This is a genomic window from Entomospira culicis (assembly GCF_028748145.1).
GTDB classification, from domain to species: domain Bacteria; phylum Spirochaetota; class Spirochaetia; order WRBN01; family WRBN01; genus Entomospira; species Entomospira culicis.
Genome location: NZ_CP118181.1, coordinates 56,932 through 81,930 on the forward strand (window position 1 = coordinate 56,932; position 24,999 = coordinate 81,930).

Sequence of the window (24,999 nt, forward strand, 5' to 3'; positions counted from 1 at the left end):
AGCGTTTTTCTTGGTGATAAGATAGTTGTTTCGCACCAAGGGTATGAGGAGTAAGGAATGGATTTTGATATTATTGTGATTGGCGCGGGGCATGCTGGCATTGAGGCGAGTTTGGCGGCGGCGCGTCTGGGCGCAAAGACGCTCTTGGTTACGCAGACGATAGAGAGCATTGGGCGTATTAGTTGTAATCCGGCGATTGGTGGTCTGGCGAAGGGGGCAATTGTCCGCGAGCTAGATGCGCTGGGTGGAGAGATGCCTCACTTGGCCGATGCGAGCATGTTGCAGTATCGTATGTTGAATGAGAGTAGGGGTGGTGCTGCCCAGAGTCCACGTGCGCAGATTGATAAGTATCTCTACTCGGCGCGGGCGAGAATCGCGCTTGATGGGGAGTCTTCGCTCTCTATCTACCAAGAGACGGTGGTCGATTTACTCACTGATGGGAAGGTCTGCTATGGTGTTCGCCTCGAACGTGGACGTACCATTCGTGCTAAGGCGGTGATTCTCTGTAGCGGAACCTTCTTGGAGGGGCGCATTATGATTGGTACGATGGAGCAACCCTATGGGCGTATTGGTGAGCCTGCTGCCATTGGTTTGGGTAAAAAATTACGCGAGTATGGTCTCTCGATGCACCGTTTTAGTACCAGCACTTCGGCGCGGGTGCGGTTTCGTAGTTTAGATTTGGAGAAGATGCAGGCGCAATTTGGCGATCCTGCGCAGGCTTTTAGCTTTAGTCGCGATCAGCAAGCGCTTAATGTGGAGCAGAAGCCCTGTTATATGGTGCATACCGATGAGCGTGCGCACAAAATTATTCGCGATAACATTGAGCAGTCGCCTATCTGGACAGAGGTTGCGAGTGGGCCTCGCTATTGCCCGAGCTTTGAGGAGAAGGTGATGCGTTTTCCCGATAAAGAGCGCCATCATATTTTTATTGAACCCGAGAGCGCCCAGAGCGACGATGCTTATCTTAATGGGTTATACTCTGGTTTGCCAGAAGATCTGCAAGAAGCATTTTTACGCACCATTCCTGGGATGGAGCGCGTGGAGGTGGTGAAACCCGGCTATGCAGTGGAGTATGATTATGTTGATCCGCGCGAGCTGACGGCGGGCTTGGAGCATAAAAAGATGGCAGGTCTCTACTTTGCCGGGCAGGTAAATGGTACCAGTGGCTATGAAGAGGCGGCCGGTCAAGGCTTTTTGGCTGGGGTAAATGCGGTGTTGAAGATGCGGGGCGAACCGCTCTTTGTGTTGGCGCGTAGCGATGCCTATTTGGGCATTTTGGTGGATGATATCACCCAAAAAGGCGTAAAAGAGCCTTATCGTATGTTTACTAGTCGGGCGGAGTATCGGATGCGTTTGCGTCATGATAAGGCCGATGAGCGCCTCTTTTTACGTGGATATCAATTAGGGTTGCACACGGAGGAGCGATACGAACAGTTTAAGGATAAGATGGCACGTATCGATGTGGTGAAGGAGCTGATCAAAAAGCAGAAGGCGCGCTGGCAAGATGGTCGCAAAGAGGACAGAAGCTTAGAGAAGGCGATACAAGATCCAGCGTATAGCCTTGCTGATGCGCAAAGAAGTAGCGTGGAATTTAATCAGTTGCCGGAGAATTGGCAGAAGAGCATCTACATGGATGTGCGCTATGCGGGCTATCTGCAACAAGAGGAGCAAGAGGTGAAGAAGATGGCGCACTATGCCAAGGTGCGTATTCCTAGCGATTTTGCCTATGAACAGATTAGCAACCTCTCCACCGAGGCGCGCGCGCGGTTGGCAGAGAGTCGCCCAAAAACGCTACAAGAGGCGTTGAGTTTGAGTGGTCTCAACCCTGCGGATATCACCAATTTGTTGCGTTATTTAGAGAAGCGTAGCTCTTAGGGTGTCTCTTTAATAAGTTCATAATCGAGAAGGAGCTCTTTCAGCTCCTTGCCGGCAAGCAAAAGATCGGCGCCGGCTTGGGTGAGATCCGATGAGGCCTCTTTGAGATCGGCGTGCGCTTCGTTAAAATCGGCAATGGCAAGCTGGAGATCTTGCATAGCTTGGCTAAGATCCTCGATGGCTAGACCAAGATCCGTCTTGGCTTCCTGAAGATCGGCTTGGGCAAGGATAAGGGTATCATGTGCCTGCCTAAATTCCAGACTAGCTTCCTGAAGATCGCCAAGCGCCTCCTGAAGATCCTCCGACTGCTGTTGCATCTCCATAGAAGCAAGATCGGAGCAGGAGACCAGCGCAAAAACACCAAAAATAAAAAAATAATAACGCATAACTCTATCCTTTTTGTAAAATTATCACCCAGTATATCGACAAAAAAGAGCAAAGAGCAAGGAAATCGCCCATAATATCGCTTTTATCTTTAAGATCACGTAATCTTCCTTGACAGAAGCGAGATAAATGTGCTATAATCGGAGTTAAGTATAAAGAATTCAAAATGATAGGATGCTCGTTACAGAATGAAAACAGTATTTGTCAAGCCACAAGAAGTCAAAAGAGAGTGGCACATCATTGATGCTACAGACCGACCATTAGGTGAGGTGGCTGTGAAAGCTGCTTACTTAGCCCGCGGTAAACATAAGGGATGCTATACTCCGCATCAACTAATTGGAGACTTTGTCGTCATTGTCAACGCCGATAAAGCGCTAATGACGGGAAATAAAACCCAGAAAAAGATGTATTATCGACACTCGGGTTACCCCGGTGGAATGCGATCCTTTAGCTACGAAAAGTTGCTTCAGCGTCGCCCAGATGCGCCGATGCGTCTTGCTATTAAAGGAATGCTTCCTAAAGGTACTTTAGGTAACAGTATGTTCCGATCGATTAAAATTTATAGTGGCGATAAACATCCGCACGCCGCACAACAACCAACTGCGTATCAGTGGTAACATTTTCGCTAAGAGAGATAAAATTTTATGAGTAGTAATGTAAATTTAGCAATTGGTGTAGGTCGTCGTAAAACCGCAGTAGCGCGTGTCTACTTACGTAACGGTAGTGGTAAAGTACGCGTCAACGGTAAGGATATTCAAGAGTATTTCCCTGTAAAAGAGCATGTGGCGATGGTTATGCAACCACTACAGGTGGTAGATGCGATGAACAAGTTTGATCTTGTGGTAACCATTCGTGGTGGTGGCGTAAGTGGTCAAGCTGGTGCTTGTCGTCATGGTTTAGCCCGCGCATTGGTGCTTCATGATGAGAGTAATCATGCAACCATTAAAGCCAACGGCTTCTTAACTCGCGATAGTCGTATGGTTGAGCGCAAGAAGTACGGTCAACGTGGTGCGCGTCGCAAGTTCCAATTCAGTAAGCGCTAGTTTTGGGATAGTCTATTTTTGGGTTATGTAGATAAATGGGGGGCAAAGAATAATATGTACAGTAAGTATAGGCTTCTTGTGGTTGCGCTGTTTGCTCTCTTATCTTCTTGTCTTAGCATGGGTCCAGAATTATCCATAGATGAGGATAGTCTTTTAGCTGGTGAGGAGTTGGTTGATCTATCCGCGCTTGGCTCTTACTCCAAGATTATTGTCCAGGGACCATTTAATATTACGCTCTCTAATATGCAAGGGATCGCTTCTAATATGAAAGCCCCCTTGTTAGAGCGTGTGGAGTTCTCGGTTAAGGAAGATACGCTTTACATCATTCCCTCTCGACGCTTCTTCCCTTATCCTACGGATGAGATTCTCTTCTCTTTGGGATTAGACGGTTTGGATGAGGTTACTTTACAAATTGACGGCAATGTTTCTACGCGTGGGATTTTACGTATGGAGAGTTTATCGTTACATTTTGAGGGTAATAGTAAGGGGTTGATTCATAGCGAGGTAGAGAAACTTTCCATATCTAGTCGCTCTCCGGGGCGTATTGTTTTGATCGGGCAGGCTAAGGTTTTAGAGACACGCCTCTTTCCTAAAAGTTTACTCAGTTTACGAAGCTTTCGTGCGGAGGAACTCATTTTTCATAATGACAACGGCTCCCAAGTGTTGATGCCTCGCTAAGTTATAGCGGTGGTAACATTTGGAAGGATTGTATCCACTCTGTTGATAATCCAGCGCGTCTTAGCAGTGTTTCGGCGATGGGGCGTTGGTCGACGCGCAGACTTAAGAGGCTGGTATTTATCTCCTGTATAATACTTTGATAGCGTAAAAACGCTTCTTTTTGTTGCGCATTTCCACGAGAAAAATTTTGTCGTAACGCTACTGTTAATTGATCACGTTGGTGGCGTAGTTCTTGTGTATTGTCTAAGCTTTGGTTATTATCACGGTTATTGATAATTTGGTTGAAGAGGCGTTGTTGCTCTTCTCTTTGCCCTTGCAGTTTTCGATTTACTTCGGTTAGCTCTTTGCTTATCTGGATAATGTTATTTGTTTGATCGATCCCTCTACTTGATTGAATAAGTCGCTGTAGGTCGACAATGCGATTAAGGAAGACCTGTAGCGTGGCAGGTTTTGCTTGCGTGATGCTCGTTTGCCAAAGATCGTCATTGGCATGGGTAAGAAGGAAGAAGAGACTTGGTTCATAGACAAGCTCCTTTTCAGTTTTTCCGTAGGTAATAATTTGCGTTAATCCATTAGACATAAAGAGTTCCATGATAAAGAGCGTGCTTGCCTTGGCAGTGAGATTTTGCCGATAGGTCTCGAGGAGGAGTTCTTGGATATTTGTTTGCTGTATGATTTGTCTAAAGAATTGCTGACTTTGCACGCTGACGGCGCTAGTAGGATGATCGAGAAGGGGAAGCATAACTTCGGCGGTGCTAAGGCGTAGAAAATTGAGGGTATAGGGCATGAGCGCAAGGAGTAAGGGCTCGGGGGTATCAGGATTGGTGAGATGTTCGATGAGATAGGGATAGTAGGTTGCATCCGCAGTGATGATAAATTGGTGAGCGAAGGAGCGCACGGAAGATTGTGGGTGAAGCAGGAGTTCGTGGATAAAGTAGAGCGAGAGCGGGTGATTTTGTCGTGCTAAAAATTCAATAAGAAGCATGCGTACGGCGGGGGTTTGGGGGGTATCGAGTGTATTGACAGCCTCTTGAGTTAGCCATGGTGTCGGGCGTCTAAAGAGGGCGCGCTTGGTTGCTTCTTGCACTTTAGGATCTGGAGAATTCATGAGGTTAATGCCGAGAATAAAGGCATCGGAATCTTCATAGGAGAAGATCCAAGGACCAGCTATATGTTGATTAAATCTAGCTGGATCGAGAATCTCTTTGAGCTGTGGATTATTATGGTCTGGATAGATGCTGGCCAGTTCTTGGACGACGGTATCCACAATTACGGTCTCTTCACGTTGCAGTAAGGTAAAGAGATAAACCGCTCCATGGGGTACGCGTCTAAAGAATGGTACAAGGCGCGCGCTCATTTGAGGGGGTAGGCGACCGCTTTGGATAATTTGCCAAACGTAGGGATACATCTCTGCATCGGCGCTATAGACATATCGTAGTGCTTCTTCGCGGATCGGGTGATACATGTCTCTATCTTCTTCTCTAATGGCTTGATTGGGGGAGAGTTCCTCTTCGGGCATGGGATAGGAGAGTTGTTCGAGGATAAGTAAAAAAGTACGAGGTGAGTAGTCGCGCGAGAGCAGGCGAATAACGGCTTGAATTTCGAGGATACGCACTTGGGTTTCGCGCCGAGAGGGTGCTGGTGGCGGTGGCGAGGGTCTTCTCATGCGATTCTCATCGTACTCTTGCTTGCCAAAGGAGGGGAGGTTATCGGTGTTGATAGGCTCTTGCTTTTGGCTAGCTTCTGGGTTGGGGACAAAGAACATATTGGTCTCTAGGAGATCTTGCAAACGGGTGATATCTTCGGGGCGTAGCTCGATACGGTCAATGTTGAGCCGTAAGATGCGCATTGCCTCGACCTCCCGCGCATCGAAGGAGCGATTATTATTAAAGAGCGTGCCCGTCTCGCTAAGATTGACATTCTTTGTCGAGAGACAACCCCCAAAAAAGGGTATCAACAAGATAATCATAATGCGCAGGAAATAGCGATTCATGCTCTTATCATAGCCGAAAATCATCAAAATTAGAAGAGGCTTAGCACAAATTCGATAAGGATTATAGGAGAATGTGGGATTTTTTTTTGAGATAACTTGAAGATTCCTTGAAAATAGGGTAGAATTGAGAGGATATGAAAATTAAGGCAGTCATCTTTGATGTTGATGGGACGGTTTACCCCAATACGCTTATGCATATAATGTCGATTCCGCTCTTTATTCGTTATGGGCGTAGACTCTTACGCTTGAATAAAGCAAGGCACTACCTTCATGCCCATCCTGATGAGGTGGCGAAGGCGGGGGTCGACTTTCTGGAATTTCAGGGGCAATTGATGTCGCAGTATAGCCACGGACGTTATGATACGGCAACTTCGCGTCGACAAATTGAGGAATTTCGCACCCGTTGGGAGCAAATTTTCCATAAGATCAAACCCTATAAGCACTGCAAAGAGAGCGTTCTCGCCCTTAAAGAGGCGGGTCTCAAAGTGGCGCTCTTTTCCGATTTTCCTATCAATCCCAAGGTGGGTTATTTGGGTTTAGATGGCATCTGGGACGGGGAACTCTGCTCCGAAGATGCCGGCGCCCTAAAGCCCGACCCAAGAGGCTTCTTAGCCATTGCACAACAGCTAAACGTTCGCCCAGAAGAGGTGCTCTTTGTGGGTAATAGCCATAAATACGATGTAGAAGGGGCTAAATCGGCCGGCATGTATACAGCTCATTTAAAATGGGGCAAGCCGGTAAAGAATAGTTTAGCCGATATCACATTTTATGGATATAAATCATTTGCAGATTTGGTGTTAAACTGGATTGCATCATTGTAAAGGTTGATAAATAACATGGATTTTTTGAGTATTGGTAGTTTGATAATATCGTTTGTCGCGATAGGCTTGGCAGTTACGCTCAAGCGTAATGATAAAAATAGCCGTAGCATCAGCGGGGTGCAACGCTTTTTTGACAAGAAGCGTCAGGAGCTTGAGGAGTACGTGCAACAGACGACCCAACAAGTGCACGATCTCTTTGGCGAGCTAGAGAGCCACGATAAAACGGGGCGAGAGATCCTCAAGCGGGTAGAAGAGGATGTGCGTGAGATTGTGGCACGTGGCGAGGCACTTAACGAGGTAAAAGATCTCGTCTTGAGCTTTACCAATGAGCGTGATCAGGTCTTTGAGAGCTTGGAGAATCTCAAAAACGATGCCAAAATCCTTGACGAAACCATGAAGAAGAGCCAAAAGATCCAAGAGAAGGTCGAGAAGATCGAGGCGCATGCGAATCGTATCTTAATCGATTTAGCCGATCGCAACGATGAGGCATTGCGTAGTCAACGTGAGGCCTTTAGCCAGTTAATTGTTCAAGAAAGTGGCGATGTAAAGGAGCAGGTTGCTAAGCAGTTGGCGATGGGTGAGTCGCTGAAGGCAGAGCTTGCCACTGTGATTGAGCAGAAAGAGCATACCCTCATGAGTAGCTTGAAAGCCTTTGCTGCCGAAATGCATCGCATTGAGGAGATCTACCAAGGGCATTTGGCGCAACTTGAAGAGCAAGCTAAGCGCATGGAGAGCGAGGGTCTCTATCAAATTAAAGAGAATATTGAGAGTCAATTTAGTAAGCTTCAGGAGCTTACCAATACGCTCTTTCAACAGGAGTCAGCGCGCTTTGGGCAGGCTTTGGAGCATCAGGTGGAGGAGTTTAGCGCCTTTACGCAAAAGTATCGCGACATGGAAGAGGATCTTGCCTATCGCTTTAATGAACTTGCCGATCAGGCGATGAAGATGGAGTCGGAACATCACGCCTTTGCCCAGCAGATGCACTCCCTAGAAACCTTTATGGAGCATGAATTTAGGGGACAGGCTAGTGAGCTTCAAACCTTATTAGCCCAGCGTGTAGCAGAGCTTAATGGCACATTGCAAGGCGAGGTTGCCCAGCAGGTGGCAACGGTGAAATCACAGGCGCTTGAGCAGGTCGATTTAGTGCAGGCAATCAACGATGAGCTAGCACAGAAACTCCGTTATATTGAGTCGACGGTCAATGAAGAGCATCAGCAGTTGACCGATCGCATGCAGGCGATGTTGGCGCAGATTGATGGCGAACGAGTGGCGCTTGCCGAGCGGATTATTGGTGATCACAATGCGCTTAATGTTGCGCTAGAGGATATGCAAGAGGAGTATAAGCGCTGGTTGCAAGACGCTGATGCGCTCTTGGATGTAAAACAGAAAGAGATTGATACAAAGATTGCACAAGAAGAGCAACGTTGGCAGGAGTCTGCACAAGAGCTACGCGCCGAATATGAACGCTGGAAGGAACACTTTGGGCATCAGGTTCAGCAAGATCAACAGGAACTTAGCGAACACTTCTCTCGCAATCATCAAGAGTTGCACAAACGAGCCGACGCTTTACGATCAGATATTGAAGAGCACAAATCCTTACTAGCCGAACAGTTAGAGCAATCGCTCATCGATGTGGGGCATCAGCTTGCCCAGCTTCAAGAGCAAAAATACGAGAGCATCGAGGCGAATTTAGAGGCACGCACCGAGGCGCTAGAGTCGCACTTTAGCCAGAAAATTATCCAAAGCGATGCCTTAGCGCAAACGCTTAATGAGCGCTATGAAGCCTTTAGCCAGCAACTGCAAGAGGTTGAGGCGCGCATGCAACAGGGCTATGAGGGCAACTATAATTTAGTCAACGAGCAGTTATCGCACTTGGAGAGTGTGGTGCACGCGCAATTTGAGGCTAACTTATTGCAATTACAAGAGTTGAGTCAAAGTCAACTGGGCGAACTCACCGAGCTTTTGTCTACCAAGGTTACCGATACGCATCAATTATTAGAAGAGCGTAAAGCGATGATCGATAACGAAGTAGCGGGCATTGAGCAACAGTTTCTCTCATTGGAGGAGTTTCATCAGGAGCTTAAGCAAAATCTTATCGAGCAAGAGCAGGCGAGTGTGGATAAGCTCGACGCCTTTCAGAAGAGTATCGACGCGACCTATCAAGATTTGGAAACGTTTATCACGACACAAGTGGCTGCCAGTGAGCAATCGGCCTTTGCCAAGGTGCAGATGGAGGTGTTGGAGTTACAGAGTCGTTGGCAAGAGCGTCTTAGCGATATCGACCTAGAGATGACGCGCGAGCGTCAACAACTAAAAGATCTCTCCCACGATCTGCAGGGTGCGTGGCAAGAGGTGCAGAGCGAATACCAAGGTTTATCAGAAAATTATGCTAAGAGCTTAGAGGAAGAGAAGGTACGATATCAGAGCCAAATTGATGTGGTGCAGGAGCAATTTAATCAAGCTATTAGTGATAATGTTACGCGCGTTGCCGAGCAAATTCAGGGTTGGCACCAACAGCTGGTGGGGGGACAGGAGCAGGTCTCGCATCAGTTAGAAGAGCTACAAGGGCGCGCCCAGCAAGAGATTGCGCGGTTGGATGCTTGGCTTGAAGAGCGTAAGGCGAGCTTTATGGAAGAATCTGGTGAGCTACAAGCTGAACAACGTCTTACCATGGAGCAGATGCAGGAGGAGTTGGCCGCTAGTCAACAGCAATGGAGCGCCCGTGTCTCGAGTTATGAGCGCGAGTTAGGCGAACAACAGGCGATCTTCGAGGCGGAAATCGCTGACTTCCAGCTTAAAATGAACGAACAACACCAAACCTCTCTTCAAGCGGTGGAGCAGTGGTTTAGTCAATTTGATCGCTTTGGCACCGAGGCGAATGAGCGCGCCCAGACACTTTTGGATGCGGGTTTGCAGGCACTCACTAGCGAGCGTGATGAGTGGTTAGAAGCTTATCGAGCTTGGAAAGAGGAGACGTTGTCGCTGATTGATGCCGAGAAGCTTGAGGTGAGCGATGTGGAGGCAGCTTTTGGTAATAAAATTATCGAGCTTGAGCAGAAATTTACTTTTCGCGTCGATCAATCGTTGGGTGAGTTGACCCATTTAGAAGCGCGCTGGCAGGAACGTTTCGCAACCTTTAGCGAGCGTTTTGCCGAGCGAGAAGCGCACTTTGATCAACAGGAACTTGCTTTTGAGCAACAATTTTTAACGCTCAATGAAGAGATCCGTCAAGATCTTGTGGGTAAGCAAGAGGTTTGGCAGGCAGAGAGTCTGGCAAGTCAAGAGGCGCTGGAAGAGACGATGCGCGGTATGCTCGATGGTCTAGCGCAAAAACAGAGCGATCTTCACACCGAGGTGCGCACCATCGAGGAGCAGTGGCGTGAGCGCTTGGCGCAGTTGCAACAGTCGATTGCGGATGAGGATGAGGCGAGCATGGCACTTGTCGAGAAGATTCGGGTGCAAGTGCAAGAGCAATTGGTGGCGCAAGAGCAACTTCTGGACGAAAAGCGTGCCGAAGTGGCGCATCGCTGGCAGGAGCAATTTAACGATCTCTCGGTGATGTGGCAAGAGCGTGATTTGCGTTTCTTAACGGAGATTAACCATGCGCAAGAACGTATTGAGTTGGAGCTTGCCCAGATGATGGTGCAAATGAAGGAGCGAGTGGAGGAGTCTTTACGTTTGGAGAGCTTGAGCGCGTTGGAGCGGGTGGATGAGCTTAGACAGACAGGCGAGTTGCTTTCTGAGGAGAGCGCGGAGTTACGCGATCGCATTTCTTCGGCAAAGGAGCAGTGGCTTAGTGAGGTGGATGATGTTGCGCGACAACTTAAGGAGCAGATTGCGCAAGGATATGAGGAGAGTCAGCGGGCACAGTCTTCTCTTATTGCGTCGGTGGAGGATTTACATCAACGCATCCAAGAACGCGAGAATGAGTTTGAGCAGTTAAATGAGCGTTGGCGTACCCAGCTCCATGAGCAACAGGAGCAACTTAGCACGTTAAATAGCGAGATCAACGGACAATTGGGTCTCTTAGAAGAGCTTCTTAAAGATGAGGTGCGTGCCAAGGAGGCGACTCTCCTTGCCGAGCAGGAGCAGGCGTTGCGCACGTGGCAAGAGAAGCAAGAGCTCTGGCATGCTAATCAACATGTGCTCTTTTTATCCTTTGAAGAGGAGCAGAAGCGTTGGCAGGATCGTTGGCAAGAGACGTTATCGAGCTGGCAGTTGGATGCCGAAGGCGAGAGTGAGCAACGCAAACAGGAGTTGAGCGAAGAGCATGCACGCATCAAGGCGATTTACGAGGCTCAGTTTAAGACGCTTGGTGAGCAGGCGGAGTTATTAGAGGGGGCGTGGCGCGAGCGCTATGAGAGTTACACGGAGGGCTTGAGTGAGCAGTTGCGTAATAGTGAGTCGAAGATAGAAGAGGCACTAGAGGCGTGGGCGCAACGCATGCGCGAGGTGGAGGGTGAGGTTGGTCATCGCCTTGGTGATGTGAATGCGATTGCCGATGAGTTGTCGCATCGCTGGCAGAGTAATTTTGATCAATTTGAGTCGCAGATGCAGGAGAAGATCGCACAGACCCAGAGCCATCTTAGCGAACTTGAACTTGCTTGGCAAGAGCAACTTGAGCGTAATCAGGTGATTGTGCAGGAGCGCTTGCAGAGTATGGAGCATTGGAGTGGCACGTTAGAGGAGCTCTTGGCGGATAAATTTAATACATTAAAGGCGCACCTTGAAGAGCGCGCGCATGAACTTAGCGCCGAAAGTAGTGAGGGGATGGATACTTGGCAGGCGAGCATCGCCGAGCTTAAAGCGATTTTTACGGCACAGGTGCAAGAGGCCTCCGATGCGGTGGAGCTTACAAAGTTGGAGCTACAGGCAAAAGAGAGCGAATGGGAGCATCTCTACTTAGAGCAAAAATATAAGGCAGAACACTTTTCACAAGAGCAAGAGCAAGCATGGCAACGCGAATTTCATGCCTATCAGGAGCGAGTGCAGATAGATTTAGAGCGAACAATTGCTACTAAGATGGAGATAGAGGCGCGTTGGCAAGAGGCGTTCCAGCAGTTAGAGGAGCAAGCATCTCGTCGTATTGACGAGGCAAGTGATAGTCAAACCAAGGTAGAGTCGCGTTGGCAAGAGGCATTTCAGCAGTTAGAGGAGCAAGCATCTCGTCGTATCGATGAGGCTGCCGATCGTAGTTTGGAGCTTCAAGAGAAGTGGGGGCGTGAACTGGAGAGCATGGATGCGCTCTTGCAGGAGCGCATTGAGGATGCTGATCGTCGTTCGCAGTTGTTATTAGAGCAGATTGATCAGAAGAGCCAGATTATTGATGGTGAGCTTAGTGAGCAGTTGCGTATTGCGTTGGAGAAGGTGCGTCTCTTTGAGGAGAGCTGGCACGAACAATGGCAGGCGTTGCAGGCGAAGATGGAGCTTAATCAGCAAGAGCAAGAGGCGCGTTTGCAAGAGGTTGCCCAGTTGAGCGAGCTTGAGCAAGAGGAGTTACGTAATCAGTGGCAGGCTAGCCTTGATGAGTTTTCGCATAAGCGTGAGGAGTTAGAGCGAGCTTGGCAGAGTCATCAGGAGCAAGAGGCGCTTGCCTTAGCTCAAATTTATGAGAAGCACGCGCAGTTAGAGCAAGAGTGGCAGGCACAGCTAGAGGATCAGCGGGCGACATTGCAAGCGAGCATGCAAGAGCAAGAGGCGGAGATTTCGCGTCAATTTAGGGAGATTGCAGAAAAGACTCTCCAGCAAAGCCAGTCTATCGAGGCGCAAATGGCGGATGAAAAAGAAGAACTTCTCATCCAACTAGAGGCAATGAAGCAACTCTTCCACGTGCAGATGGATGAATTTAAGCAGGGTAGCCACGATATCACTAGTGAGGTGGAGCGTTACTGGCAGGGCGAGAAGGTGATCTTACAGGAGCGTATCGAAGAAGAGAGTTTACGCTTGGTAGATTTAGTGGAGCAGTTACAACGGCAGAAGGGTGCACAAGAGGCGGAGTTTAGCGCGATGTTGGGCGAGCATCGAGGTGAGATAGCGCAACAGCTTGAGCAAGAGCGGGCGCAACTGGTGGCAAAGATTGACGACTTACATCGGGAGCTACATGCGTTGCATCAGCAGATGGTGCAAGGTGTGGAGGAGCGTCGTAGTGAGCTTTTGTCCCACTTAGCCTCACTGGAAGAGCAAGAGGCGAACATCAGCCAAAATCTTTTAGAAAAATTAGAGCTACAAGAGCTGGCCTTTGAGCAACGTCTAGAAGAAGAGGAGAGTGCGCTACAACAGAAGTGGCAACTTCTGCAAGAGAATATTGCAAAGTTGGATGAGCAGTGGCAGGCTGATCTTTTGGCGATGGGGGAAGAGGCGAATAAGCACGAGGGCTTGGCCAGTGAGATGCGCGCGGAAATTGAGGCGCGTTGGCGCGAACAATTTGAGACGATGCATGCGGAGATTCAATCTTGGATGGATGGTGTCGATCAACGTAGTAGCCATCAGGCGCAGCAAGTGCAAGAGCTCTGGTCGCAACAGGTGGAAGAGTTGCGTCATGCTTTGGATAAGCGAGGCGAAGAGGCGATGCTGTATGCCAAGAGTGTGGAGGAGAGTTGGCGCGAGCGCTTTGAGGCATTGAATCGTGCTTTGGATGCGCGGGTCAATCATGCCGAACTCGATATTGATGCTGCCATTGAAACCACGGGATCGGTTTGGCGCGATAAGTTGGGTGATGCGGCACTCAAGATGGAAGAGCGTCGCCAAGAGTTGCTCAAGGCCTCAGAAGATCTCTTTGCACAAGTGCACGCTCAACAAGAGAAGACCCAAGAGATCGCACAAGCCATGGAGAGTGAGCATCTGGAGCAACAGGAGCGTCTCCAGCAACTCTTTAGTGAGCAAGAGCGAGCATTTAAAGAAGAGGCGATTGCCACGCGTGAGCAGTGGCGTAGTCAAATGTTGCAGGTTAGTGAGATGTTTGGTGAGAAGATTGCTCAAGCCAAAGATGATGCCTCCCAGATGGAACAGACCTGGCAACATGAGCTTAATATTATGAATGATCGCTTGGAGCACCAAAACCGCGAGCTTCTCAAAAAGAGCGTGGGTTTAGATGCGGCGCAAGAATTGATTGAGAGCCGTATTGCCAGCTTGGAGAGCAGTGCGTTTGAAGAATTTACGCAACAACGCGAAAATCTCCGCATGCAAGTTACGTTGCGCTTAGAGGAGTTAGCTCAGCAGATGCGTAATGATTGGGAGGCTAAGCTGGGTAGTTTGCGTGATAACTTTGCGCAACAGGTGCAAGAGATGGAGCTCTTTACGGCTGATTTAAAGAGCAATCAGGAGCTTGCCGAGGAGCAACAGCAACAGTTTAATCAGGAGCTTGAGCGTCTTACTGATGAGATGCGATCGCGTTTGAGTGAGGTGGAGGAGCTTGGTAGTCAGGCGCTGGAGGCGCTCCAGCATCGCCTAGAGACGATGGGGCAAGAGACGCAAGAGCTTACCCATCTCTTTGCTAGCGAGGTGCAGGAGCATGAAGAGAAGATTGCCCAAATTCAAACGCAAGTGGATGCACAATTTGAGCAGGCTTATCAACAGATGGCAAAGCGTACTGATGAGCTGAGCAATGAGCTTTTAAGTGAGTTGGAGGATAAGCGCAAGCTTATTGCCGATGAGGAGAGTCGATTGGATGCCCAGATGGAGCAGTTGCAATCGAGCGTACGCCAAGAGGTGGAGAGCTTGAGTCAAACCATGCGCGAGGAGCTTTCGCTCCAAAAAGAGCAACTGGAGGAAGAGCAACTTCACCTGCAAGAGAAGCTTCAGCGGGTACGTAGTGACATGGAAGGGACGCAAGAGCATCTCTTGTTACGCGTGGCACAGCTGGAGCAAGAGCAGGCGCAGTACCAACAAGAGCTTAAAGAGCGTTGGGAGGTCTTTGCCGAGCAGTTGGGCAACGAGGAGCGCGAGGCGGTGCTCTTAATGAAGGCGCATTTGGATGAGGCAGAAGGTGGTCTTAACGACTTTAACAAGGCGATTGAGGCGTTACAAAGTGAGTTAAAGGAGGCACATCAGGGGCATAAGAGCTGGTGGAGTGAGCACCAAGGGCTTCTGCATACAACCTTTAGCGAAGAGGAGCAGGCACTGCAGGAGAATTTTGCGGTGTTAAAATCCAAATTAGCGCAGATGAGCGAGCTTTATGAGGAAGATCTCTCTAGTCAAGTGCATCAGGCATTGCAAGGAGTACAGTCGGCGATGGCCACGATGGATAACGATCGTCAAGAGGCGTTGGCTAAGGCGCAAGCGCTTAGTAGCGAACTAGAGGCGATCTATCGTGCGCAACAAGAGCAAGCTAGTGCGTGGGAGCGTGAGCATCTTGAGCATTTACAAAGAGATAAAGTTGAGATTGATCAGAAAATTGCCGATGAACTGGCGCTCTTTAGCCTTGAGCTAGAGCAACGTAAAGAGCAGATCACGCAAGATATTCAGAGCCATCAGCAAGCGCTTATCGCCGAGGAGCAAGGCTTCTTAGCGACGGTGGAGCAGGCTAGAGCGAAGGTTGCGCAGAGCCTGCATGAGCTATCGCAAGAGGATGAAGCTAAGCAAGCCCAGTGGCGCGAGCTTGCCCAGACGTTGGAACTTTTTGTGGTAGAGCAAGAAGAGCTGTTGCGTGGATTAACTGCCGAGCATCAAGGGCAGTGGCAAGAGGCGAGCGAGCGTTGGACGGCGAATTTGCAAGAGGCCAGTGAAGCGATTGCCTTGGAGCGTGAGGAGTATCATGCGCGTACCCAGACATTGATCGCGTCGTTGGATAGTGAGGCGGGCGAGCAACAACATCGCCTTACGCGAGCTTTGGCGGAGCAGAAGAGTGCCTTTGAGGCAAATATCGAGCAGATGCACGCACGCATGGCGCAAGAGCAAGAGAAAATTTCTATCATCTTCTCTCGCTTAGAAGAGGCGGTGCAGGATAAAAATATGCTGTTAGATGCCGAAAGTCAGGCGCATATCGAGGCGTTAGAAGCACATCTGGCAAGTCTTAAAGAGCGCATGCAAAGCATCGCCAGCGAACAAGAGCTGGAGTTATTACAGCATTTTGATAAGCACGATGCGCAGATGCGTGATTTTGGTGCCGAAGCAAAGGCTAAGGAGAGCGAGTATACGGCCTTGGTAGAAGAGCGCATGGCGTATGCACAGCAGTTGTGGCAGAATCTCTCGGAGAGTTTTGAGGCGAAAGAGCAGATCTACACGACGCGTGTTACGCAAATGATGGAGGAATTTAGCGAGCAGTCGCGCCAGTTGGAGCAACACTTTAAGCATGAACAAGAGGGCTTAGAGCTTCAGTTTACGCAACGTGTGGAGCAGATTGATGCGAGTTGGCAGGCATTTAATGCGAAGATTGGTGCGAAGCAAGATGCCTTCTCGGAAGATTACAATGGGCGCATTGCCTTGGCGATGGAGTCGTTGCGTGATTTGGAAGAGCAATTGTTGCATAAGCAGAGTGATTTTGAGAGCGACTTTAGCGAGCGTTTGCAAGAGGCGATCCGTAATCTTGGGCAGGTGCAGGCGGAATTCGATGCGAAACAGGCTGAATTTGATGAGGAGTTAGCCTCACGTATTGCGATTGCAGGCGATGCACTCTCTCGTTTGGAAGGCGAATTTGCCCATAAGCGTGAGGAGTTAGAGGCAGCACTTATTGCGCGTGTGGCGGCGGCTGGGGAGAATCTTGATGGCATCGGCGATAGCCTAGAGCAACGTTATGTGCAGTTTGAGCAAGAGCTCAAAGAGAAGCTAGCGATTGCCTTGGGCGATGCGCAAGTGGCACAAGAGGAAATTCAAGCACAGAAGGTGGCGATGCAAGCGCATTTGCGTACGCAGGTGGAGAAGGCGGAGCAAGAGCTCAAAGAGATTACCGCCGAGCTTACCCATGAGCAGATTGATCGCTATAAGGAGCTGATGAACGAGCAGGAAGCGCAGTATCGCCTAGCCATGGAGCAGACCCAAGCGCAATTTACCCAGATGCTTGAGCAGGTGAATGCACAGAAAGAGGTGGTCAGCGAGCAGTTAGATAACTTTGAGGAGAATTTTGCGCAACGCTTTGAGAAGGCTCTACACGAAAATGAAGAGTTTAAGGGTGCATTGGAGGCGCAAAAGGCCGATCTTCTTACGCAAGCGCACTTGCAAGGCGAGCGTCTACAAGAGGTTATTGATCAACTCTCTGCCGAACTGATTGAGCGTAAGGATCGGGTCTTTAGTGGTTTTCAGGAGCGTCTCACGGTGAATGAGGCGCAGATGAGCGAGCGTATGCGTGAGCTGGAGGCTAAGGCAGAGGCGGAGCGTGCGGTGTATCAAGCGCATCAGGCGCATTTTGAGGCTGAGTCATTACGTATTGAGGAGCAACAGGAGGCTTTCTTATTACAGATTGAAGAGCAGTTGCGTCAGCGTGAGGTCTCGATGCGTCAGGTGGTGCAAGAGAGGATGGAGGCGATGGAGGGCGAGGTGGTCGCCAAGCTCGATCAGCGCATTGTTCAGCTTGAGGAGCGCGCGCGCATTATCCAAGATACGGTATTGCGTTTGGGTGCAGAGAATGATGAGCGCGTGAAGGAGTATCGTAGCAAGTTGGAGAGCCAGTTGGTAAGTATGACCAGCGAGGCCGAAGAGTCTCTTTTGGATTTAAGAGAGAAACAGCACCACTTGGAGGAGTTGCGTAATACCTTGGGCGAGCAGTTGATGAGCATCCGCGAAAATGCTCTGCGAGAGTTGTTGCGTGGACAGGAGGAGCTTCAGCAGTTGATCCGTAGCACGGTGAAGCAGACTGGTGATGACTTGAGTTTGGATGTGATGGGTACGATCGAGGATCGCCTCAACGATTATGAGGACTCCTTAAAAATGAAGATGCATCGCCTGGAGGGTTTCATTAGCGATGTGGATCAATTGGAGCACTCTTTACGCGTGAGTTTAAGTGAGGTAAGCGATCGCATTGGGCATCAGTTGGTGGCTTTTGAGAGCGATATTCATCATAAACATGAGCGCGAGGTGGAGCGAGCTACGCTCAACTTGGAGCGCATGACGCAGAATATTGCCCAGTTGGAGAGTAATTTACACCAGATGGTGGGCGAGGTTAATCAGCGTATTTTAACTGATCTTACTAGCCTTGAGAGCGATTTGCGTGAGCGTAATAGTCAGGAGATGGAGCGCGCCCAATTGAGCATGCAGGCGGTGGAGCAGGCGGTTACGGCGCTGGAAAATCGCTTAGCACAGATGCGTCAAGAGACGCTTGACCAAGTCAGTGGGCGCTTGGCGCAATTTGAACAGCTCTTTAGCGAGGATGTGGTACGTCGGGAGGAGGCGCTACGCAACAAGGTGCAAGAGTGGCAGTATACTTATGAGACTAAACTTGCTATGCTTGAGCAAGAACAGCATCAGGCGCGCATGGAGTTGGGTGAGAGTTATCAGAGTCGTTATAAAGAACAGTTTGATAGTCTAGCCGGCAAGACACAAGAGCAGCTACGTCTCTTTAAAGAAGAGAGCGAGGGACTTATCCTTGCGACGAATCAAGAGGTTAAGCAGGTGCACGAACAGGTGCAACAGCTTCAACAGAGCATGCAGAAGCGTCTGGAAGAGATTGGTGGTCGGGCTAAGGCAGAGTTGGATACGCGCTTGATGGAGGTACAACAAGCACTTTTAGCCGATTTGGATCATCAGCGTGAACGTTTACATAAGGATTTGGCGGAGAGCCAGAGTCAAAGTCAGCAACAGTTGCGCAACTTCCAAGGCAACATGGGCGAAGAGATGCAAGAGTTTGAGCGTCATGTGGTGGTACAAGTGGCACATGTGAAGGAGCAGACGCAAGCGCAATTGCAAGGCTTGGATGCCGAGCTTAGCAGTGAGCGTAAGGAGTTGATTCAGATGCTCGATAGCTACAAGCATGAGTTACTCCAGTGGAAGACGATGAGCGATGAGGCGGCAAAATCCCTTGAAAAAGAGTTGCAAGATAAGTATCTTGAGTTGCAGAGTAAGGTCAAGGAGAATGTTGCGATGTTGCAAGAGGAGTTTGCTCAAGAGCGCGATCTGGTGATTGGGCAGGGCAAAGCCGAGCGCGAGCGTATTGTGGAGCAGTTGGATGCCTTGAGCATGCAGGCGGCGCAGTTGGCAAGTTCCTTTGAGGATCAGAGCCAAAGCGCGATGGTGAGCATGAAGGAAGAGGTGAATCAGATTCAGGAGGCGGTGATTGCCCAAGCCAAGCAGTTTAAGGACGAGGTGAGCGCCCAGATGGAGCAGACCAAATCGAGTGCAACGCTCTTGGCACAAGAGGCGATGGCGATGCGCGATGAGGTCTTGGCGACTATCCATGAGCAGACCTCTGCCTTGACGGCGAAGTTGGTAGATATTGAGGAGCGTCAGCAAGCCTTTGCCCAGAGCACTCCGCTCTTTGAGGAGATTATGCGCTTTAAGGAGTCTTTGGAAGAGTCGCTTAACGATCTCAAGATGCAGAGCGCGCAAATGGATCTTCGTCGAGAAGAGGTGCAAGAAATTCAGCTTAATCTCAATGTGGCGTTGGAGGCGAACAGTAAACTTGATGATAAGATCGCCTTGATGCAACAGGCGCGCGCGCAGTTTGAAGAGATGAGCGCCCAGATTGGACATGTGGAGCAGACCTACGAGCGGGTGGAGCGTAAGGCGAAGAATATCGCGTTGTTACACGAACAGCTTAATGATATTCAGCAAGATTTGGTCAATTTGAAGAGTCAGGAGCAATCACTTAGCCAGCAAGCGCAGGCGATGCAGAGCGATCTTCAGTTGATGCAAGTGCAAGAGGCCAAGCTAGAAGAGCAGGCACAACGGGCGCAACGCATGACCGAAACCATCGATCTCTCGATGCAACAGGTAGAACAGATGCATCAGCATTTAGATGAGGTGAGTAGCCAAATGAAGCTGGTCGAAGAGCAACGCATCAAGGTGGATTATCTCTTGAAATTCTTTGAGAGCTCTGAAGAGCGGGTACATGATATGGAGCATCGGGTGGCAAAAATCGATGTGATGCGTGATTGGATTGTCGAGGCCGAAGAGCGCTTGGATAAACTCCATCGTAACGCCAAGAGCGCGCTCAAGACGATTCATACGGTAGACGAGAGCGAGGAGGATGAGCCTGCGCTTGCAAAACCGAAAAAGAATAAGGCGGTCAATAAGAAGGAGGCGATTATCCGATTGTATGAAGAGGGCTGGTCGGTAGAGCAGATTGCCAAGCAGTTGAAAGTCCCGATTGGTCAAGTTACCCTTGAGATCGATCGGCAAACGAATCAGTAGGAGCAGTTGTGGCGCGGGTTAATGTTCGACAATTTTTTCGTCGTACCAATCTTCTCCTGATGATCTTTTCGATTGTCTTTATCTTCCTTGCTAGTAGCGACTACGCACAGATACTCTTTCGGGTAGATTGGTTCTTGCGTTGGATGCCTAAGCTTTTGATGAGTTGGGTGGTTGCCGATGTGATTTATCAGCTAGTTAGTCGCACTGATCAGATCGGGCTGTGGCTACGACGCTTTCTCGTTATTTTACTCTGGAGTGCCGTAACCTTGAGCTATGGTTGGCTTCGTCTGCCAAACTACCAATATAGCTTGGGGCATCAGAAGGTGTTTTATGCGTTTATCTTGATACACAGCCTCTCTTTTTATCTGCATCAAATTAATCAGGCGCAACTTAAACGCTATATCGGGATGCTTCTCCAACGGCCTGCGCATATGATGGTGTTGAGTTATACCGCATTGATTCTCTTGTTTACGGTGCTCCTTCTCCTGCCAATTTCGCAATACGGATATCAAGAGGGGGGATTGAGCGCGTTGAATGCGCTCTTTTTAACGGTATCGGCGATTTGTGTTACGGGGTTAGCGCCGGTAGATATTGCTTCGACGTTTAGTCCGTTTGGGCTGGGGGTCTTGGTTTTGGCGGTGCAACTGGGGGGAATTGGTATTGCCTTATTGGGATCGATTATGCTTTATGTGCGACGATCGGTGGGGCTATCGGGGCGTACCTTGCTGGCCTACTCCTTTAGCGATGATGCGGTTTCGGATGTGGGCAAGGTTGCGCTACGGGTGATTTGGGCGACGCTTATCATTGAGTTGATTGGCGCGAGTTATTTTGTTTGGCACTTTTTTGTGGTACAGGAGTATCTCTTGATGCCTGCGCTGGGGCATGGGATCTTTTTTAGCATATCGGCGTTTAATAATGCAGGATTTTCGCTCTTTACGGGGGGATCGCTAGAGAGCTTGAGATTTGACTTCTCTTTTTTGTGGATGATCAATTTGCTGATTATTTTTGGGGTGGTGGGCTTTAACTTTATTTTTTATGAGTTAAATCGCATGAAGCGCGCGCTTGGTCGTTATCTTAGCAAGGGGGTAGATCATCTGAATCGCACACAGGTAACAATGAATAATAGCACACTAGTGTTACGTAGTGGCTATGGATCGATATTGTTGATGGTTGTCCTCTTCTTTCTCTTTTATGCCTTTGAGCATCCTCACTCGATTTATGTACTTAGTACGGCACAGCAGTATATTGAGAGTGCTTTTTTATCGGTAGATGCCAAGACTGCAGGCTTTATGTCGCGCGATTTTACCACGTTGCGCTTCTCTACGCAAGGGCTCTTTTTACTAGGAATGTTTATTGGTGGAGCATCTGGAGGAACGGCAGGCGGTATTAAACTCAATACGATACTGGTGATTTTTGCAGGATTCCGTGCCTTTATTCAACAGCGTCCTTTGGCGAAAATTGGTCAGATGAGCATTAGCTGGGAGGATGTGCGTCGTGCTAATATTCTCTTTATCAGTGCGATTTTAGTGGTGATATTGGCAACCTTTGCCTTGAGTATCACCGAGCGAGTGCAAGAGCCTTTTGCTATTTTTTGGGAGGTGGTATCGGCGTTGGGCACGGTGGGCACCTCGCTCAATTATACCAGCGATCTTACGGTATTAGGACGTATTGTGATTATGTCGGTAATGCTGATTGGTCGTTTGGGTGCGCTTACGCTCTTTAGTTTTGCCCAAGAACGCGAGGTGAAGAAAGAGCCTAGTTATCCTTTGGGCAATGTGTATATCGGATAGAAAAGAGGTGGACAATGGCAGAAGATAAGGATAGAGTCTTTGCGGTGATTGGTTTGGGGCAATTTGGCGTGCATCTAGCGACGGCGTTGGCAGAGAAAGGTTTTAGCGTGATTGCGATTGATAACGATCAAAATGCGCTTGACTTAGTGAAGGGGCGCGTTGCCCAAGCGTTGCTAATTGATGCGGAGGAGGAATCTTTTACGATTCGCGCGCCGTTGGATGATGTGGATGTGGCGCTGGTTGCGCTTAGTCAATTTGAGGTGGCGATTTTGGCGGTGCTGTATCTTAAACAGGTGGGCGTTCCTTATATCGTGGCGCGTGCGGAGACGACGATTCATGCACATGCGCTCACAAAGGTTGGTGCTGATCAAATTATCAATGTGGAAGAGGAGAGTGGTAAACGTTTGGCGCATCAGTTGGCGAGTCCGCATATTTTAGATGTGATTCGTCTTAGTAATGCGGTGATGTTAGCTGAAGTTGTTGCCAATAAAGCATTGGTTGGAAAAGAGTTGCGCGAGTTAGACCTGCGCAAGCAGTATGGTATTAATATCGTGGCGATTCGGCGTATTCATCTCTTGGTGAGCGAAGAGGGATTACCCACACAAGGCGAGGAGATTCTATTGCCTGGCCCTGAAGATAAAATTGAAGCAAGCGACATTTTGATTGTGGTGGGCTCTACCAGCGCGATGGATAGGTTCAAGAATGAGTAAGTTGATTTTATTAACGAGCCGAAAATTTTTTTTCGTCTTTATGAGCACGCTGTTGATTCAATTGGTTTTTTTGCTCTATATCGACTATGTAATTTCTAGTAAATACCCCGGCATTAAATATTTGCGTGAGACACACTTGTATATGCATATTGTCTTTTTGGTTGTTTATGCTTTGATGATGCACTGGCTTTATGCGAGTTCTAAGCGGGTGGATCGAGAGTTGATGCGGATGGCAAAGCTTGCGGGCACGAGCGCCTATAATCCTCAACGTGTAGAGCGGATATTGGGGCAGTTTGGTCGCCATCTTAATGATATTTTGGCGCAAACCTTGCAGTTGAGTGAAAAGCGTCGGCTTAAGATAGGTGCGCAGAAGGTCTTATTTGATGTGATGCAGGAGATGGTAGAGCCGTTCTTAGTGATCGTGGATGCTGGAGGCATTGTTTTAGGGCATAGTAGTGTCGCCCGCGAGCGCTTGGGCTTAGAGTTGCAGGCGGGTAAGTATTTAGGAGACATTATTAGTGATTTTGAGGTAAAGCGTTATGTAGCATACTTTTCTACTCAGAGTGATACGCTTAGTCTCGGGGATTATCGATGCTATCCGGTGTACGATGAGTCGGGAGTTATCCATTATGTTTTTGTGATGGATGAAGGGTATAATGTACAAGAACATGTGCAGAAGAGCTTTGATCATGGGGCGCAAAAGTCTAAGATTCGGCGCACGTTTTTGTCAGAAGAGAATAGATTTTAACAATATTACTTGACAAAATCAAAAAGATTGGTTATACTATTCTGAAACCCACATTACATGAACATAAAGAGCGGGTTAATTTCACTGTAATAGCGTGATAAAAGGATTAGGTAAAAGAGATGGACGCGATAGTCGATAAGTACCACACGGATCAGGAGCGGACGAGTTATAGCCGATTACTTAAGGTAGCCATACCGATGGTGATTCAGGGATTAATGTTCTCGGTGATGCTCTTGGTGGATCGTATCTTTGTGGGTAACTATGATGTAATGTATCTTGCCGCTGCGAGTACGGCGGGTGGGCTTGCAACGGCATTTGGCTTTTTTACCGGTGAAACGGTAGGGTTTGCTAACAATATTGTTGCGCAGTATTATGGGGCTAAGCGAAAAAATATGTTGGCTGCACCGGTGTGGGCGGGGCTCTTTTTGGCAAGTATTTTTGCGGTGTTATTGGTGATCACGTTACCGCTGACCCAGAAGATTTTTGAGTTCTCTTTTTTTGGACATGAAGAGGCGTTAATCAAAGCAGAGCAGGTATACTTTCGTTATATTATCTTGATGTATGCGGTGATGCTCTTTCAGCGGGCGCTGTTGAGCTACTTTATTGGCATTGGTCAAACCTATAAGATGATGATTGTGATGGTGGCGGGTAACTTGAGCAATATTCTCTTTGATTGGTTGTTAATTTTTGGGGTTGGGCCTTTTCCCGAAATGGGCATTGCTGGAGCAGGGCTTGCCTCCTTGATCTCTGCGGTGGTGAGCTTATTGATTGCAATTTGGTTTTTTGTGGATGCTAAACGCGTACAAGAAGATATGTTGCGCCCGCGTTTTCAACCAGAAATTATCAAGCGTCTCTTTCTGTTGGGCTTGCCTGCAGGCTTACAGGTTGGCTTAGAGATGCTAGGCTTTACGGTTATGCAGATGTTTTTAGGGAAGATTAGTACGGCAGCGTTGGCCGCTTCTGCGGTTAGCTTTGGTCTACAGAATATTGTTTATTCACCCACAACCTCGGTAGCGAACGCTGGCGCAATCTTAATTGGGCAAGAGCGTGGCGCGTTGCGTATGCATAATTTTAGATTAATTTTACGTAAAGTGATGATTATTGGATCGGTTTATAGCTTGTTGATGCTCTTTATTATGTGGCGTTTTCCAGAGCAGCTGATTACAATTTTTGATAGTGGCGATAGTGCCGATCCCGAATTATTGGCCGAGACAAAGCATATTGCGCGCTATTTCTTGTTGATTACGGGGCTTTGGCTAGTGCCTGATGTCTTCTTTAACACTTATATGCAAACGCTTAAAGCCTTAGGAGATAGCCGTTTTATCTCGATTACGATGATTATTATGGTCTTTGCATTGATTACCTTGCCTGCTGTTTTCCTTAGTGGAATCGACGCTGCGTGGCCTAAGTATGTTATCTACGGCATGACGATTATCTATGTCATTATCCTTTGGATTATTTTTGGCTTGCGCTACCGTAGTGGTAAGTGGAAGGATAATCACGTGATTGATTAACTTGAAAAAAGGTGTTGCAAAAAATTTGTAGTCAGTGTATAATGTAGAAGAAGAGATGCTCTGGATAGACGTTTGCAGAGCTCTCTTCTACAATTTTCCCACCAACCATTCAGCGTGTTGTTTTATCGGTTGTTGGTGCAGAGCAAAAAGGTGGTTGTTACCATA

General features: G+C 48.5%; 12 protein-coding genes. 10 read left to right on the forward strand and 2 right to left on the reverse strand.

From position 1 onward, the window contains the following. Nucleotides 1-57 precede the first annotated feature (57 nt). A complete protein-coding gene (gene mnmG / locus PVA46_RS00305; RefSeq protein ID WP_167694743.1) occupies nt 58-1,875 on the forward strand; it encodes a tRNA uridine-5-carboxymethylaminomethyl(34) synthesis enzyme MnmG in 1,818 nt (605 codons plus the stop codon). Here the strand turns inward: mnmG and PVA46_RS00310 are convergent. Further along, nucleotides 1,872-2,261, reverse strand: a complete 390-nt coding sequence (locus tag PVA46_RS00310) for a hypothetical protein (protein ID WP_167694745.1) — start codon at nt 2,259-2,261, stop codon at nt 1,872-1,874. The two genes, mnmG and PVA46_RS00310, sit on opposite strands and share 4 nt — an antisense overlap. 186 nt (nt 2,262-2,447) lie before the next feature. On the opposite strand from PVA46_RS00310, the gene rplM reads away from it, so the two are divergent. Genes rplM through PVA46_RS00325 form a run of 3 tightly spaced genes read left to right on the forward strand, consistent with a single transcriptional unit; the run spans nt 2,448 to nt 3,980 of the window. Then, complete coding sequence (gene rplM / locus PVA46_RS00315; RefSeq protein ID WP_167694747.1) at nt 2,448-2,876, forward strand: 50S ribosomal protein L13; 429 nt, start codon at nt 2,448-2,450, stop codon at nt 2,874-2,876. 27 nt (nt 2,877-2,903) lie between these two features. Next, on the forward strand, nt 2,904-3,302 hold the full coding sequence (gene rpsI, locus PVA46_RS00320) for a 30S ribosomal protein S9 (protein WP_167694749.1): 399 nt from the start codon (nt 2,904-2,906) through the stop codon (nt 3,300-3,302). A gap of 54 nt (nt 3,303-3,356) precedes the next feature. Then, nucleotides 3,357-3,980, forward strand: coding sequence for a GIN domain-containing protein (locus tag PVA46_RS00325; protein WP_167694750.1), 624 nt, complete (start codon nt 3,357-3,359; stop codon nt 3,978-3,980). A gap of 1 nt (nt 3,981) precedes the next feature. On the opposite strand, the gene PVA46_RS00330 is transcribed toward PVA46_RS00325, so the two are convergent. Further along, nucleotides 3,982-5,973 (reverse strand): hypothetical protein, encoded by a 1,992-nt coding sequence (locus PVA46_RS00330; RefSeq protein WP_167694752.1) that lies wholly within the window; start codon nt 5,971-5,973, stop codon nt 3,982-3,984. 134 nt (nt 5,974-6,107) lie between these two features. On the opposite strand from PVA46_RS00330, the gene PVA46_RS00335 reads away from it, so the two are divergent. The 6 genes from PVA46_RS00335 to PVA46_RS00360 all read left to right on the forward strand — a co-directional run bounded on the left by PVA46_RS00335 (nt 6,108) and on the right by PVA46_RS00360 (nt 24,834). Next, on the forward strand, nt 6,108-6,794 hold the full coding sequence (locus tag PVA46_RS00335) for an HAD family hydrolase (protein ID WP_167694754.1): 687 nt from the start codon (nt 6,108-6,110) through the stop codon (nt 6,792-6,794). A 15-nt stretch (nt 6,795-6,809) separates the two neighbouring features. Next, nucleotides 6,810-20,072 carry a SpiroCoCo family coiled-coil protein gene (locus PVA46_RS00340; RefSeq protein ID WP_167694756.1) on the forward strand — a complete coding sequence of 4,421 codons (13,263 nt, stop codon included), beginning with the start codon at nt 6,810-6,812 and terminating at the stop codon, nt 20,070-20,072. An 8-nt stretch (nt 20,073-20,080) separates the two neighbouring features. Next, entirely contained in the window at nt 20,081-21,862 is a 1,782-nt protein-coding gene (locus PVA46_RS00345) for a potassium transporter TrkG (protein WP_167694757.1), read from the forward strand. 14 nt (nt 21,863-21,876) lie between these two features. After that, nucleotides 21,877-22,572, forward strand: a complete 696-nt coding sequence (locus PVA46_RS00350; protein ID WP_167694759.1) for a potassium channel family protein — start codon at nt 21,877-21,879, stop codon at nt 22,570-22,572. Beyond that, nucleotides 22,565-23,320, forward strand: a complete 756-nt coding sequence (locus PVA46_RS00355) for a hypothetical protein (protein ID WP_167694761.1) — start codon at nt 22,565-22,567, stop codon at nt 23,318-23,320. The genes PVA46_RS00350 and PVA46_RS00355 overlap by 8 nt, the downstream gene beginning before the upstream one ends. Before the next feature lie 119 nt (nt 23,321-23,439). Then, nucleotides 23,440-24,834 (forward strand): MATE family efflux transporter, encoded by a 1,395-nt coding sequence (locus PVA46_RS00360; protein ID WP_167694762.1) that lies wholly within the window; start codon nt 23,440-23,442, stop codon nt 24,832-24,834. Nucleotides 24,835-24,999 lie beyond the last annotated feature (165 nt).